Consider the following 13,611-nt stretch of genomic DNA (forward strand, 5'->3'; position numbering starts at 1 on the left):
TTCCGGGTTTTTTTTGTTCGTTGGCCCCTCGAAGGCCCCCGCGCTTCACTCCGCGGTCGCCCCCGAGTCCTTGGCCACCTTGGTCCACTTGGTGGTCTCCAAACGAATAAACCCGGCCAACCTTGCCGGCGCCATATCGCCTGCCGTTACGCCTTGCTCCTCGAAGCGTTTCTGCACCTCGGGCAGTTTCAAGACTCTTGCCAGCTCGGTGATCACCCGCTGCTCGATCGCAGGCGGCGTGCCACGCGGCGCCATCAGCGCGTACCACGTTGTTACCTCGAATCCTTTGACGCCGCTCTCGTCGAGCGTCGGGACGCCGGGGTAGGCGAATGACCGTTTTGCAGTGGTGACAGCGAGCGCCTTCACCTTGCCGCTGCGCACGTGGGGCGCGGCGGAGGGGCTGGTTTCGATGGCCATCTGGATCTGCCCGGCGATCAGGTCCGTCATCATCGGGGCGCCGCCCTTGTAGGGCACGTGGGCGATGTCGGTGCCCGTCATCGAGCGGAACAGCTCGCCGGAGAGGTGCTCGGTGCTGCCGATGCCGGCGGAGCCGTAGTTGACCTTGCCCGGATGCGCCTTGATGTAGGCGATCAGTTCCGGCACGGACCTGGCCGGGATAGACTGGTTGACCAGCAACACGTTGGGCGTCAGCGCGACCATGCCGATCGGGTCGAGGTCCTTGGTGAAGTCGTAGGGGAGCGTCTTGTAGATGCCGGGCGCCATCGTGTGTGCGATGGTGGCGAGCAGGAAGGTGTAGCCATCGGCCTGCGCCCTTGCCACGTTGGCGGCGCCGAGCGTGCCGCCAGCGCCGGGCCGGTTGTCGACCACCACCGGTTGGCGCAACGCTTCACCGAGCTTCTGGCCGATGGTGCGGCCGATGATGTCGGTGGTGCCGCCGGCGGCAAACGGGACGACCAGCGAGATCGGCTTGGCGGGCCAGTTGTCCGCCGCGAACGCGACGATACCTGCCGACATGAGGGCGGTGCCGAAGATGCTGGCGATCACGGCGCAGCGTGCGGTGGACTTCATCTTGTCTCCTGCGGGAACGTTCTGGTAATTGGAATTGGCGGGGCTGGCAAGACTGTACGTAGCGCCACAGGCCGGCGCCAGTCACGTTCCGGGATGGGGTCTTCAGGCTTTGTGAAGAGTGGCACCGGGCCAGCGCCCGTCCTCGACCAGTGCGCGGGTCACGCTGGCCAGCACGGTGCGGGCCGCCAGCCCGGCCGGGGAGAGTTCCTCGTCGCAGAGGCTGACCAGCAGGTTGGGCCGATGGACCGTGCCGGTGCTGCTGCTGTCGGCGATTTCCATCATGCGCAGCGGCTCGCCGATCAGCCGGGCCACCGCCGCGCCTGGTTGGATGGTGGCGCCGAGGCCGGCGCGCACCGCATCCATCAGCATCGCCAGCCCGTCGATCTCGGCAATGACGTTGAGCGGATGCCGGCTGCGCGCAAACGCGGCATTGAGCAAGGCGCGCAAGCCGTGTGGGCTGCTTGGCAGGATCAGCGGCAGGTTGCCAAGTTGCTCGAGCTGCACGGGGGCAGCCACTGGCAATCCGGGGAGCCCCTCCTTGGCGATGACGAACAGCCGCTCGTCGAGCAGCGGCACCACGCTCCAGCGCTGGGTACCTTCGACCTGGAACAGTATGGCGAGGTCGAGTTGCCGCGCGCCGATCATCGACGCCAGGTTGCCGGACAGGTTCTCGATCAGATGCAGCCGGATATCGGGGTAGCGCTCGCGCATGGCCAGCATGAAGGGCAAGCCGAGCACGGCGATCGTACTCGGCGCCATGCCCACGCTGACATGGCCGGACAGGCGTGCCAACTGCGCGGCGCGCACGGCGTCGTCGGCGTGGCGGATCGCCAGTTGCGCCTGCCGCCAGAAGGCCAGGCCGGCGTCGGTGGGCACGACCCCGCTCGAGGTCCTTTGCAGCAGACGGGTCGACAGCTCGTTCTCGAGCCGGCTGATCTGCTGGCTCAATGCCGAGGTCACCACGCCCAGCTTCTGGGCTGCCTGCCCCATGCTGCCCAGTTCCACCACTTGCACGAAGTAGCGCAGCTGCCGAAGTTCCATGTTTATTTCCCGCTTTCGATGCCCGTAAGACCGCCGTATTGTGCCTCCGCGCGCGGCAGGGCCGATAGCCATCTCGTGCCTGTTGCCGTTTTCGTCAAATCATATAGATGAGCTAGTTGACTCGGCAAGGAGTTGCCTCCTATGATGGAACTGCCCCCCGCATTGCTCCTTGCCCGCCTATTTTGCTGATCGAACTCCTGCTGTCGCAGACCCAGCTGACGCCCCTCCAACTCGCCTGCCTGGTGCCGATCGTGCTGTGGGCCTATACGATCTTCGGGCTCACCGGCTTCGGCTCTTCCATCATGGCGATGCCGCTGCTCACGCAGATCGTTCCGCTGCGCACCGCGGTGCCGATGATCCTGTTCTTCGATCTTGTCGCGGGAACCCTGCTGGGCATGCGCAGCCGTAGCCACGTGCATGTGGGCGAGTTGCGCAGGCTGATGCCGAGCGTGCTGGTGGGCATGATCTCGGGCCTGGCGCTGCTGATGTTCGCGCCCGAGCGTCCGCTGCTGCTGTTGCTCGGTTTGTTCGTGCTGCTGTATCCCGCGTGGAACCTGCTGTTCAAGCGCGGCTTCAGCGAGTTGGATCCGCGGCTGTCGGTGCCATTCGGCGTAGTAGGGGGCATGTTGACCGCGATGTTCGGTACCGGCGGTCCGCTGTACACAATCTACCTGGCTGGACGGTTGCGGGACGCCGCGCAGTTGCGGGCCACTACCAGCACGCTGATCGTGCTGACTGCGTTCGGCAGGCTGATCCTTTTCGCGGTAGCGGGACTCTATGCCAATACCGCGATCTTCGCGCTGGCGGCGATGCTGATGCCGTGCGCCATCGCCGGCTACTTCATGGGCGGCTGGCTGCACCGGCGTATCGCGCCGGACAAGGTTATCCGCGTCGTATGGGCCATCCTGATCTCCGCAGGCTTCGGCCTGATTTATCGCAGCGCGCTGGGATAAGGCCCGGCGCGCCGCGCTTTTCACTTGCGTGCCACGACCGGTGCGGGCACCCCTTCCATTCGCACATTGACGCAGGCCGGCCGGCCCGATGCAATGGCGCGCTGCACGGCCGGCAACAACTGCTCCGGCGCCTGCACGAATTCACCGTATCCGCCAAATGCCGCGCAGACCTGGTCGTATCGCGTGGGCAGCAGTTCGCATCCCACCAGCCTGTCCTTGCCGTAGCTGTTGAGCTGGATCTGGTACTCCGCGTTCCAGCGCGCGTCGTTGCCGACCACGGCGACGAAGGGCAGGCCGTAGCGGACCGCTGTGTCGAACTCAGCGATATGAAAGCCCGTGGTGCCATCGCCCATCATGGCGATGACCGGCGCGTCCGGCTTGGCCAAGCGCGCCGCCAGTGCCATTGGCAGGGCGCTGCCGATGGCGCCCGCCGGCCCGTTGATGACGCGGTGCGGTGCTTGCAGGCAGGCTTGCGCCCACTGCCCGAATTCGCCACCGTCGGAGACCAGCACCGCCTCCGGATGACTTTCCAGGATCGGCTGCAGGGGGCTACAGACCTGGGCCGGGTGCAGCGCGCCCCTCGACGATGCGGTTTTCCATGCTTCGGGACGATAGCGGATAGCAGCCTTCACATCCTCAAGCCATGCGCAATGCTGCTCCCTGCCGGTCGCGCAGGCGAGCAGCTGCGCGATGGCGCTGCCGACATCCGCGCGCCGCGCGAGCAGCACGCGGGCGCCAGCCGCACGGCGGCTGCGCTCAAGCTCGGCATCGTCCGCGTCGATCTGCAGGAAGTTGCAGTCGGCAGCGAAGGCGGGGGGGCGGCCGAACTTCAGCGTGAAGTCGAGGCGTTTGCCCAGCAGCAATATGCAGTCGGCCTGCGCCAGCATCTGCCCGAACGCGCCAAGGCTCGGATCGTTATTGCCACGTGGGCTTTCCATGCCGACGACGGGAATGCCGGTGCGCGCTTCCAGCTCCGCGGTGCGGCTGCGCCCGCTTGCGGTGAGCCAGGCGGGGCCGGCGAGGATCAGCGGGCGCTTTGCCGCTGCCAATGCCGCCAGCACCTCGGACGCGGTCCGCGCATCGAACGCAGGCGCCTCCTGCGGCGCAGCGATCGAGGCAGGCTCGCCAGCACGGGTCACGGCATTCTCCAATGCGTCGGTGGGCAGACTCAAGTGCACCGGGCCGGGCCGCCCGGATTGCGCGATGCGCATGGCCAGCGCGATATCGGCAGCAACGGTGTCAGCGCTGGCGCTGGCCCACGACGCCTTGGTGACTGGTGCGGCCATCTCGGCTTGCCGCATTTCCTGGAAGGCCCCAAAGCCGCGCTGGCTGTTCGGCGCATGGCCCGACAGCAGCACCAGCGGCGCCTCCGACATCTGCGCGGTGTAGAGCGCGGATACCGCGTTGGCGTGACCGGGCCCGCCGGTGACCATCGCCATGCCGACTTCTCCCGTGATACGCGACCACGCATCGGCCATGTGCACGGTGGCGGCTTCATGCCGCGTGTGGATCAACGCGATTTCCGCTTCCAGGCAGGCATCGAACACCGGCATGATGTGATTGCCCGACAAGGTGAATATGCGCCTGACGCCGGCCTTGGCCAGCGTGCCTGCCAGCGCATCGGCGCCGCGATGGGACTTCGCCATTGGAGTTCCTATTTGAGCTGGATGTTGAGGGACTTGCCCAGTTGCTCGTACATTGCCACCTGGGCTTCGACAAACTTGTGCGTCTCGGATGGCGACATGACCATGGGGATCGAGGCAATGGTCAGGACCCCGGTCTTCCACTGCGGATCGCTCGCGACCTTCGGCAGCACCGTCGCCCATTTTTCCACCAGGCTCGGGTCCATGCCAGGCGGGCCATACAGCGCGCTCCAGCCGTTGAGCGCTTCTAGCCTGGGATGGCCGGTCTCGCTTGCGGTCGGCACGTCGGGCAGGTCCGGCAGGCGCTGCGGCGAGGTGGTCACCAGCGCGCGCAGTTTCCCGCCCTTGATATTCCCGATCAATGCGGTCAGGTTGTTGCAGGTGAAATCGACCTCGCTGGAGAGTACCGCTGCGGTAGCTTCCCCGCCACCCTTGTAGGCGACCTGTACCACGGCCTGTTTGTCGAGCCGCGCCGATTGCAGCAAGGCCTGGGTGGTCAGGTTCAGCACCGTGCCAGGGCCGGAGGTGCTGTAGTTCAGCTTGCCGGGCTGCCTGCGGATGGCGGCGAGCAGGTCGTCCAGCGTCTTGTAGGCGGCTGCCGTCCTGACCACGCAGACCACCGGGTTCAACTCCAGCAGACCGAGTAGCGTGAAGTCATTCCACTTGTAGCCCAGGTCGGGCTGCAGCGCCGGCAGGATCGCCTGCGCGCCGACGCGCCCGAGCAGCAGCGTCTGCCCGTTTGGCTTGGCGTCGCGCACAAGCTGCGAGCCGATGGCGCCCCCGGCTCCGGCCTTGTTGACGACGACCAGGATTTCGCCGGTGATGTTCCTTACCCCGGCGGATAGGTTGCGCGCCGACAGGTCCGCATCCCCGCCGGGGCTGTAAGGCACCACAACGGTAATCGGCCGCGCGGGGGGGCTATCGGCCGATGCAAGGCCGCCAACGCAGAGCAGCATCGCGGCGAATGCCGCTGCGCGCAATGTCTTCTTCTTGTTCATTGGGTCTCCTTCACCTACGCGCTACATCAGGCAGCTCCCTCCAGGATCGTCTGCCCCGGAGTCACGCGGGTAAATTGCACCGCAGAGCGGGTCAGCTGCAGCTTGCCGTCGCGCTGGCGCACCACGGTGAAGCTGGACCCGGGCAGGTCGCCGGTGGCCGGGTGATCCTCGCGGAAATGCGCACCGCGCGAATCCTCGCGGGACAGGGCGGCTTCCACGATGACCTGGCTGACGACGATCAGGCTGTTGAGGTTCATCCAGTCGTGCCACGTGACATTGAACGCGCGATGGCCGTCGGCGACGCCGGTTGCCTTCAGCGCCTGCCCCAGTTCCGCCAGGCGTTGACGGGCCAGCAGCAGCCCGTCGCGCGTGCGCATGATGCCGACGTGCTCCCACATGCAGTCGAACAGCGCCTCGCGGATCGGCTCCAGGCTGCCCGCCGGCTTGCCGAACGGCGCTTCCATGGCGGCGATGGCAGCGGCGATCGCGGCTTCGTCGGGCGCGCGCGGCACGTTGTTCTGCCGCGTCCAGGCGGCCATGCTGTCGCCGGCGATGCCGCCAAACACGGTTGAGTTGGCGACGCCGTTGCCACCCAGGCGGTTCGCGCCATGCACGCCGCCCGTGTCCTCGCCGGCGGCAAACAGGCCGTGCAGCTCCGTGCCGCAGTCGGGGCGGAACTGCACGCCGCCCATCATGTAGTGCGCGGTGGGCACCACCTCGACGAGATCGCCGGCGAGGTCGAAGCCGCAGTCGCCGCAGCGCTCGACCATGCCCTTGAACTGCTTGCGCACCTTGTCGGGCCCGAGGTGCCCCATCTGGATATACACGCCGCCGTTGGGTGAGGTCCGGCCCGCGCGCATTTCGGCATAGATGCCGCGCGACACGATGTCGCGCGTGGCTCGTTCGCCGCGCGGATCGTAGTTGTGCATGAAGCGTTCCTTGTCGCCGTTGAGCAGGTAGCCGCCAGCGCCGCGCAAGCCTTCTTCCAGCACGGTGCCGGTCATGCGCGTGTCCTTGCCCGCCAGCAGTCCGGTGGGATGGAACTGCACCATCTCCATATCGCGCAGAGGCAGGCCGGCGCGCAGCGCCATCGCCAGGCCGTCGCAGCTCTTGTCGCCCGAGGGCGTGTGGAACTTGTACATGGTCGGCCCGCCGCCCGTGGCCAGCAGCACGGCCTTGGCCTGCACGAAGACGAATTCGCCGCTGCGCATGTCGATCATCAGCACGCCGGATAACGACTTGCCGTCCGGCGTCTTGATCAGCTCGACGGCACGGTGTTCTTCGAGCCGGTTGATGCCGCGGCTCCAGACCTGCTCGGCCAGGCGGTTGATGATCTCGATGCCGGTCAGGTCGCCCTTGTGCACGGTGCGGTCGAAGGTCTGTCCGGCGAATGCCTTCTGGTGGACCGTGCCGTCCGGGTTGCGGTCGAAGAAGCAACCCAGTTCGTTCTCGAGTTCGTGGATGCGCTCGACCGCCTTGGTGACCAGCGTCCACGCCAGGTCCTGGTCGGACAGCCACTTGCTGCCTTCCACGGTGTCCATGAAATGGCGCTCGACGGAGTCGCCCTGCGCCAGCGCCACGTTGTAGCCGCCCTGGACCATGCGGGTGCAGCCACACTTGCCCAGCAGCCCTTTCACGGCCACGGTGATGGACAGTTCCGGCGCCTGCTGGTGCGCATGCAGCGCGGCGAACAGGCCCGCGCCGCCGGAGCCGAGGATCAGCACATCAGTCTGCAGTCGCTCGATGGTCTTCATGGCTTTGCCACTCCCAGGCTGGCCAGCACGGCGGCGCGCCGGTCCGCGGTGTTCTGTTTGACGGCGGTGTAGAGGCTGTTGCCGTGGCTGTCCATGGCCACCAGCAGCGGGCCGAAATCGCGGATGCGGAAGCGCCACAGCGATTCGGGATTGAGGTCGTCGAGATCGACATCCTCGATCTGCTCTATCCACGTGGTCTCCAGCGCCGCCGTGCCGCCGATGATTGCCAGGTACACGCCGCCCAACTCGCGGAATGCATCGAGCGAGCTTTCACGCATGCCGCCCTTGCCGACGATCATGCGTACGCCATTGCGCGTCATCAGCGGCCGGGTGAAGCGCTCCATGCGGTCGGAGGTGGTGGTGCCGATGCAGATCGGCTGGTAGCCGGCGGGATGCTCCGGGCAGGCCGGCACCCTGCGCACATTGGGCGCGGTATGGATGACCGCGTGGCCGCGGAGATCAAGGCGCGTCGTGCGGCCGCGGTCGAACATATGGATCTGGGTGGCGTCGCGGATGCCGAACAGCGTACGCTGCAAGGTCACCGTGTCGTTGACGCGCAGTTGACGGATCTGTGCCTCCGTCACGGGCGTGGAGAGCTCGTAGTGCGCCATGGTCAGAATCCGTAGCTGATGCCGTCAGCGGTGAAGGTGGCACAAGCGCGCCGCGCGGAATGGCACTGCATGTTGACGGCAATGGGGTTCATCGTGATATGCGTCGAGGCCAGTTCGATATGCACCGCGAAGGCGGTTGCATCGCCGCCCAGGCCCTGCGGGCCGACACCGAGCTGGTTCACGGCCCGCGACAGTTCCGCTTCGAGCGCGGCGCCGTCCGGGTCCGCGCATCGCGTGCCGAGCGCGCGAGTCGCAGCGCGCTTGGCCAGCGCCACGCACAGGTCCGATGTGCCGCCCAGGCCCACGCCGACGATGGTCGGCGGGCAAGTCTTGCCGCCGGCGGCGATCACGCTGTCGATGACGAAGGTCTTGATGGCATCCATGCCTTCGGCGGGGATCGCCATCTTGAGAAAGGAGTTGTTCTCCGAGCCGCTGCCCTTGGGCACCATCGCCAGCGTCATGCGCCCGGGCGTGTCGTCGAAGTCGATGTGGATCACCGGCACCTCGATGCCGCAAGACGTGTGGTTGTTCTTGCGGGTCAGCGGATGTACCACGGAAGAGCGCAGCGGGTGCTCGCGCGTGGCGCGCTCGCAGCCGCGGCGTATGGCCTGCTTGAACGCACGCCCGTCGACCGCGATGCCGGTGCCGATCGTCATGTTGTAGATCGGCACGCCGGTGTCCTGGCACAGCAGGTTGTCGGTCTCCTGCGCGATGCGGATGTTCTTGCTCATGGTGGCCAGGACGCTGCGCGCGGTGGCGGAGGTTTCGTTCTCCTGCAGTTGCGCGATGCCGTCCTTGACGTCAGGCGGCAGTATCTTCAGCGCGCGGATGTACAGTTCCCTGGCCGCGTCTTCCAGTAGGGAGAGATCAATGTTCATGCCTGTCCTCGATGCTCGGCTTGGATGTGTCTGGCTGGCGCTCAGTTGGCCGTCAGGTTGCGGTTCCTGACGATCTTTTCCCATCGCTGCGATTCCGTGGCGATGGCCGCGCCTAGTTGCTGCGGCGTGTTGCCGACCGGCTTCATGCCCTGTGCGAGCAGCCGTGCCTGGGTATCGGGATCCGCCAGCACCTTGACCGTGTCCTGCTGCACCTTGCTGACGATCGCCGGTGGCGTGCCTGCCGGCATCACGAAGCCGAACCAGCCGGTCACGCTCTCCATGCCGGTGAGGCCGGCCTCAGCCACAGTCGGCACGTCGGGCAGCATGGGCGAGCGCTCGGTGCCGGTGACCGCGAGCGCGCGTAGCTTGCCACCCTTCACAAACTGCGAGGCCGCCGCGATGTTGCCCACCATCAGCTGCAGCTGACCCGCCATCAGGTCGTTGTAGGCCAGCGATTCGCCCTTGTAAGGCACGTGCGCGATGTCGATGCCGGCGGCATCGGCGAAGGCCTCGCCCGCCATGTGCACCTGGCTGCCGGTACCCGCGGAGCCGAAATTGAGCTTGCCCGGCTGGGACTTCGCCAGGCTGATCAGTTCCTTCAGGTTCTTGGCCGGCACACCGGGGTTGACGACGACCAGCATCGGGCCGCTGGCCACGTTGGTGATAAAGGTGAAGTCCTTGGCGCTGTAGGGCAGCCGCTGATAGATGAACGGGTTGACGGTGAACATGCTGCCCGAGGCCAGCATCATCGTATAGCCGTCGGCCGCCGCCTTCGCGGTGACCTGCGCGCCCACGGCGCCGCCCGCGCCCAGACGGTTCTCGACCACCACGGTCTGCTTCCACATCTCGCTCAGCTTCTGCCCGATCACGCGGCCGAGCACATCCGTGCTGCCGCCTGCGGCGAACGGCACGATCATGGTGACCGGGCGAGTCGGCCATGCATCCGCCTGCGCGCTGCCGGCCGCAAGCACTGCGGCCGTGCCAAGGCAGAGCGCAAGGCAGCGCCGGCGGCTCGTGGACTTCGGGGAAAGCGTCATGGGTGGTCTCCTTTGGTGTTGTGGGAATGGCGCCACTTCAGCCGGCGGCGCTCATCGTTGCGAACCTACGAAAACAGCGAGAGCATGAAGGCCAGCCCGGTGCACAACCCGGCGCCGAGACTGAGTGCAACCCAGTCCTTGCGCAGGCCCGTCCACGGCCGGAACTCGATCAGCAGGAGCCGGATGCCGCCCATCATGTGCAGCGAGAGCAGGATCACCAGTCCCCACTCAGCGGCCTTGAACAGCGGGTTGTCGGTGAGTTTCAGGAAGCCGTCGAGCGCTGCCTCGCCCCGGATGGCATGGCCGAGCGCCCAGAAATGCACTGGCAGGAACAGCGCCAGCGCGAGGCCGGAAAGCCGGTGGATCAGGAAGGCACAATAGGCGGCATGGTTGCGCGCGCGCATGTCGTTTTTCTTCATGGCATCACCACCGCGTAGACGGCGCGCAGGCCTGCCAATCCCAGCACGGCGGCAAACAGCCATGCCGCCGTCACCACGCTGCGCGCACGCCATGCCAGCCATTCCTCTGCCACCCGCATCAGGCCGATAGGCACATGCACCGTGCAGGCCAGTACGAAGCAGGTGTAGAAGACGCCGAAGGCCCAGTTGCCACGCGTGCGTGCCAGCACCTCGGCACCGGAGAGTCCGCCACGCACGGCGACCATGATGACGATGAGATGTCCCACCACGCACAGCGCCAGCACCATGGCGCTGATGCGCTGCCAGTACCACAGCCTGGCCTGGGTACCGACCGAAATGGCCATGTTCATAGCTCCCCCTTGATGGCGGCCTTGGCGACAATGCGCTTGAGTCCGGCGATGCCCGCCGTCGGCGCAAGTTGCTTGGGGCAACGCTCGGTGCAGGAGCCCTGCGTATGGCAGCTGTGGCAGCCGGCGTCGCCCGCAACGGCGCGCAGGCGTTCGGTGCCCACCACGTCGCGCACATCGTTGACCAGCGTCCACGCGCGGTTCATCGCGGCCGGGCCGAGATAATCGGGGCGCCAGCCGACCACATCGCAAGAGGCGTAGCAGACGCCGCAGCCGATGCACTCGATACCGGCATCCGCGGCCTTGCGCGCGGGGGAGGCGGGCTCGACGCTGGCGAATGCGTCGTGGCGCGTGGCGGCGCCCTTGAACTGCCCCTTGGCGGCGGCCCACTTGTCGAAGAAGGCCGTCATGTCGGTGGCAAGGTCCTTGATGACGGGCAGGTTCGACAGCGGGGCGATCTCGAGTGCGTCGCCCTGCACGACCTTGGCGACGTGCGTGCGGCAACTCCAGCGCGCCTTGCCGTTGACGGTCATCGCGCATGAGCCGCACATGCCGACGCGGCAGGCGAAGCGGTAGCCGAGGTCCGGCTCGAGGTGACGCTGGATGTAGGTCACCACGTCCAGTACCGTCTGGCTGGCGCTGCGCGGCACCTGGTAGGAGGCGAATTGGCCGTCCTCGTTGCCGCGCCATACACGAACGTTGAGAGTAGTCATGGGATCGATTGGGGGAGGGTTTTCGGTGCGCCGCTGCGGTGTCTGCGGGGCTTGTCGATACGGGCGGTCCGCTCGTATTGTTCCGGATTGCGCGGCAAGCAAAAAGCTAGTAATTCTCTTGTCCAGATAAAGAATTTCTTTCTCTTCGCGCGCGCCGGACCTGGCGCGACCGCTTTCCCCGCACTGCCATCCCGGAGCCGCAATGCCTTCCATCCGCACCCTCAAGACGTTCCTCGCCGTGGCACGGTGTGGGACGTTCGCGGCGGCGGGCAAGCAGATCGGGCTGACGCCCGCCGCGGTCGGATTGCAGATCCGCGCGCTGGAAGAAGACCTGAACTGCCAGCTGTTCGACCGCAATGCGCGCGCGGCGATTCTCAATCCCGCCGGCCGCGCGCTGGTGCCGGAACTCGAAGCGCTGGTGCAGCGATATGAAGCACTTGCCTCCGGACGAGAGGATGGCCTCTCCGGAACGGTGGCGATCGGTGCTCTGGTGTCGGTGCTGATGGGCGCGTTCGCCGACGCCTTGTGGGCGATCAAGCAGGAGCACCCGCGCCTGGACGTGCGGCTCTTCGCCGGCCTCTCAGCCGAATTCGCACTCAAGGTGGAACACGGCGACCTGGATGCCGCCGTGGTCACGCGCTCGCCGCGCCCGCTGGCAAGGAATCTGGTGTGGACCGAGCTATATACCGAGCCGATGGTGCTGATCGTGCCGCGCCACCCGCATTTCTTCCTGCCGGACGATAGCCGCGAGATGCTTGCCGAGGCGCCATTCATCCGTTTCGAGCCGGGCACGTGGACCGGCAACCTGGTGCAGGAGGTGCTGGACCAGTGCGGCGTGACCGTGAACGAGAGCATGCAGCTGAATTCGAACGAGGCGATCATCGAACTGGTGCGGCAGGGCTTCGGCGTGTCCATCGTGCCGCAGCTGGCCAACGTCACCTGGGAGGGCGACAGGTTGTTGCGCCTGGTGCCGCTCGACGGTGTCGACGTGCGGCGCCGCGTTGGCTTGCTGGAACGCACGACGCATGCACGCCTGGCATTTACGGATGTCATCAAGGGATATTTCCGGCAAAGCGGTGCGATTCGCGGCGGCGGGCCGCCGGAGGCCGCACCAATGGGTACGCCGCCTCTTGATGAAGACTGAAGACTGAAGGCGCAAGCGCCGCGTGCCTTAGTCGGCGTGAATGTCCTGTTCCTTGATCAGCTTGGCCCAGCGTGTCACTTCGCCATTGAAGTAGGTGGTGAACGCCGCGCTGGCCATCGGTGCCGGCGTGAATCCACTGGCGATGATGCGCTCGCGCACGCCCTTCACCTCCAGCATGCTGGTCACCGAGTTGCCGATCTTGTCGATCACGGCTTGCGGCGTGCCGGCGGGCATCATCAGGCCCGTCCAGTTCTCCACGATGAGATCGGGAAAGCCGGCTTCGGCCACCGTCGGCACATCCGGCATCAGCGGATGGCGCTCGCGCGTCGTCACCGCCAAGGCGCGCAGCTTGCCACCTTTGACGTTCTGCAGCGATTCAGGGAAGTTGGAGAACACCACGTCGATCTGGCCGCCGATCAGGTCGGTCATGGATGGCGTGCCGCCCTTGTAGGGCACGTGGGTGATGGTGGTCTTGGTGATCCGCTCGAACAGCGCCAGCGCCAGGTGCGGCGGCGTGCCGTTGCCGCTGGAGCCGGCGGTCAGGTGGCCCTTGCGCGCCGCTTCCGCCAGAACCTTCAGCGACTTGATCGGCGAGCTGGCAGGCACCACCACCATCATCGGCGACGAGGCGATGCGCGCCACCGGCACCAGGTCCTTCTGCATATTGAATGACAGGCGGGGAAACAGCGTGACGTTGGATGAATGCGCCAGCGTGACCGCCAGCCAGGTGTAGCCGTCGGCGCTGGCGCGGGCGACCTGCTCGGCACCGATATTCGCATTGCCGCCGGGCTTGTTCTCCACTACCACCGGCTGCCTCCATTCCTCTGCCAGGTACTGGCCGACCTGTCGCGCCGAGATATCGGTGAGGCCCCCTGCCGCAAACGGAACGACATAGCGGACCGGCTTGGCCGGGAAGGCTGCGGGTGTGCTGCTGGCTGCGGCCGGTCCGGCAAGCAGCGTGAGCACAAACAGCGACGGGGCGGCTATGCGCCGGAGGAAGGTGCAATGCATGGTGTCTCCTTTGGTGGGACCGGCGCCTTCTGG

General features: G+C 66.5%; 14 protein-coding genes. 2 read left to right on the top strand and 12 right to left on the bottom strand.

Annotation, left to right across the window (positions count from 1 at the left end):
* Nucleotides 1–45: 45 nt before the first annotated feature.
* On the bottom strand, nucleotides 46–1,029 hold the full coding sequence (locus RR42_RS02160; RefSeq protein ID WP_043343469.1) for a tripartite tricarboxylate transporter substrate binding protein: 984 nt from the start codon (nucleotides 1,027–1,029) through the stop codon (nucleotides 46–48).
* A gap of 102 nt (nucleotides 1,030–1,131) precedes the next feature.
* On the bottom strand, nucleotides 1,132–2,070 hold the full coding sequence (locus RR42_RS02165) for a LysR substrate-binding domain-containing protein (RefSeq protein WP_043343471.1): 939 nt from the start codon (nucleotides 2,068–2,070) through the stop codon (nucleotides 1,132–1,134).
* A gap of 182 nt (nucleotides 2,071–2,252) precedes the next feature.
* On the opposite strand from RR42_RS02165, the gene RR42_RS02170 reads away from it, so the two are divergent.
* The gene (locus tag RR42_RS02170) at nucleotides 2,253–3,023 is read left to right on the top strand and encodes a sulfite exporter TauE/SafE family protein (protein WP_052494411.1); all 771 of its coding nucleotides are present in this window, start codon (nucleotides 2,253–2,255) and stop codon (nucleotides 3,021–3,023) included.
* A 20-nt stretch (nucleotides 3,024–3,043) separates the two neighbouring features.
* On the opposite strand, the gene RR42_RS02175 is transcribed toward RR42_RS02170, so the two are convergent.
* The 9 genes from RR42_RS02175 to RR42_RS02215 all read right to left on the bottom strand — a co-directional run bounded on the left by RR42_RS02175 (nucleotide 3,044) and on the right by RR42_RS02215 (nucleotide 11,423).
* Nucleotides 3,044–4,669, bottom strand: coding sequence for a thiamine pyrophosphate-binding protein (locus RR42_RS02175; RefSeq protein ID WP_043343473.1), 1,626 nt, complete (start codon nucleotides 4,667–4,669; stop codon nucleotides 3,044–3,046).
* Between the two features lie 8 nt (nucleotides 4,670–4,677).
* Nucleotides 4,678–5,664 carry a Bug family tripartite tricarboxylate transporter substrate binding protein gene (locus tag RR42_RS02180; RefSeq protein WP_043343476.1) on the bottom strand — a complete coding sequence of 329 codons (987 nt, stop codon included), beginning with the start codon at nucleotides 5,662–5,664 and terminating at the stop codon, nucleotides 4,678–4,680.
* A 26-nt stretch (nucleotides 5,665–5,690) separates the two neighbouring features.
* Nucleotides 5,691–7,418 carry an L-aspartate oxidase gene (locus tag RR42_RS02185; protein ID WP_043343479.1) on the bottom strand — a complete coding sequence of 576 codons (1,728 nt, stop codon included), beginning with the start codon at nucleotides 7,416–7,418 and terminating at the stop codon, nucleotides 5,691–5,693.
* Nucleotides 7,415–8,029, bottom strand: a complete 615-nt coding sequence (locus RR42_RS02190; RefSeq protein ID WP_043343483.1) for a fumarate hydratase C-terminal domain-containing protein — start codon at nucleotides 8,027–8,029, stop codon at nucleotides 7,415–7,417. The genes RR42_RS02185 and RR42_RS02190 overlap by 4 nt, the downstream gene beginning before the upstream one ends.
* Before the next feature lie 2 nt (nucleotides 8,030–8,031).
* Nucleotides 8,032–8,907 carry a fumarate hydratase gene (locus RR42_RS02195; protein WP_043343487.1) on the bottom strand — a complete coding sequence of 292 codons (876 nt, stop codon included), beginning with the start codon at nucleotides 8,905–8,907 and terminating at the stop codon, nucleotides 8,032–8,034.
* A gap of 41 nt (nucleotides 8,908–8,948) precedes the next feature.
* Entirely contained in the window at nucleotides 8,949–9,944 is a 996-nt protein-coding gene (locus tag RR42_RS02200; RefSeq protein ID WP_043343490.1) for a Bug family tripartite tricarboxylate transporter substrate binding protein, read from the bottom strand.
* Nucleotides 9,945–10,009: 65 nt separating this feature from the next.
* Nucleotides 10,010–10,363: a succinate dehydrogenase, cytochrome b556 subunit gene (sdhC, locus tag RR42_RS02205; RefSeq protein WP_043343493.1), complete on the bottom strand. Its 354-nt coding sequence runs from the start codon at nucleotides 10,361–10,363 to the stop codon at nucleotides 10,010–10,012.
* Nucleotides 10,360–10,713 carry a succinate dehydrogenase gene (locus RR42_RS02210; RefSeq protein ID WP_043343495.1) on the bottom strand — a complete coding sequence of 118 codons (354 nt, stop codon included), beginning with the start codon at nucleotides 10,711–10,713 and terminating at the stop codon, nucleotides 10,360–10,362. Before RR42_RS02210 ends, sdhC begins: the two co-directional genes overlap by 4 nt.
* Nucleotides 10,710–11,423, bottom strand: coding sequence for a succinate dehydrogenase/fumarate reductase iron-sulfur subunit (locus RR42_RS02215; protein ID WP_043343496.1), 714 nt, complete (start codon nucleotides 11,421–11,423; stop codon nucleotides 10,710–10,712). Before RR42_RS02215 ends, RR42_RS02210 begins: the two co-directional genes overlap by 4 nt.
* 202 nt (nucleotides 11,424–11,625) lie before the next feature.
* Between RR42_RS02215 and RR42_RS02220 the strand changes: the two genes are divergently transcribed.
* Nucleotides 11,626–12,567, top strand: a complete 942-nt coding sequence (locus RR42_RS02220) for a LysR family transcriptional regulator (RefSeq protein ID WP_043343499.1) — start codon at nucleotides 11,626–11,628, stop codon at nucleotides 12,565–12,567.
* A gap of 27 nt (nucleotides 12,568–12,594) precedes the next feature.
* Here the strand turns inward: RR42_RS02220 and RR42_RS02225 are convergent, their stop codons facing one another.
* Nucleotides 12,595–13,578, bottom strand: a complete 984-nt coding sequence (locus tag RR42_RS02225; protein ID WP_043343500.1) for a tripartite tricarboxylate transporter substrate binding protein — start codon at nucleotides 13,576–13,578, stop codon at nucleotides 12,595–12,597.
* Between the last annotated feature and the right edge of the window lie 33 nt (nucleotides 13,579–13,611).

The organism is Cupriavidus basilensis (assembly GCF_000832305.1).
Lineage (GTDB): Bacteria > Pseudomonadota > Gammaproteobacteria > Burkholderiales > Burkholderiaceae > Cupriavidus > Cupriavidus basilensis_F.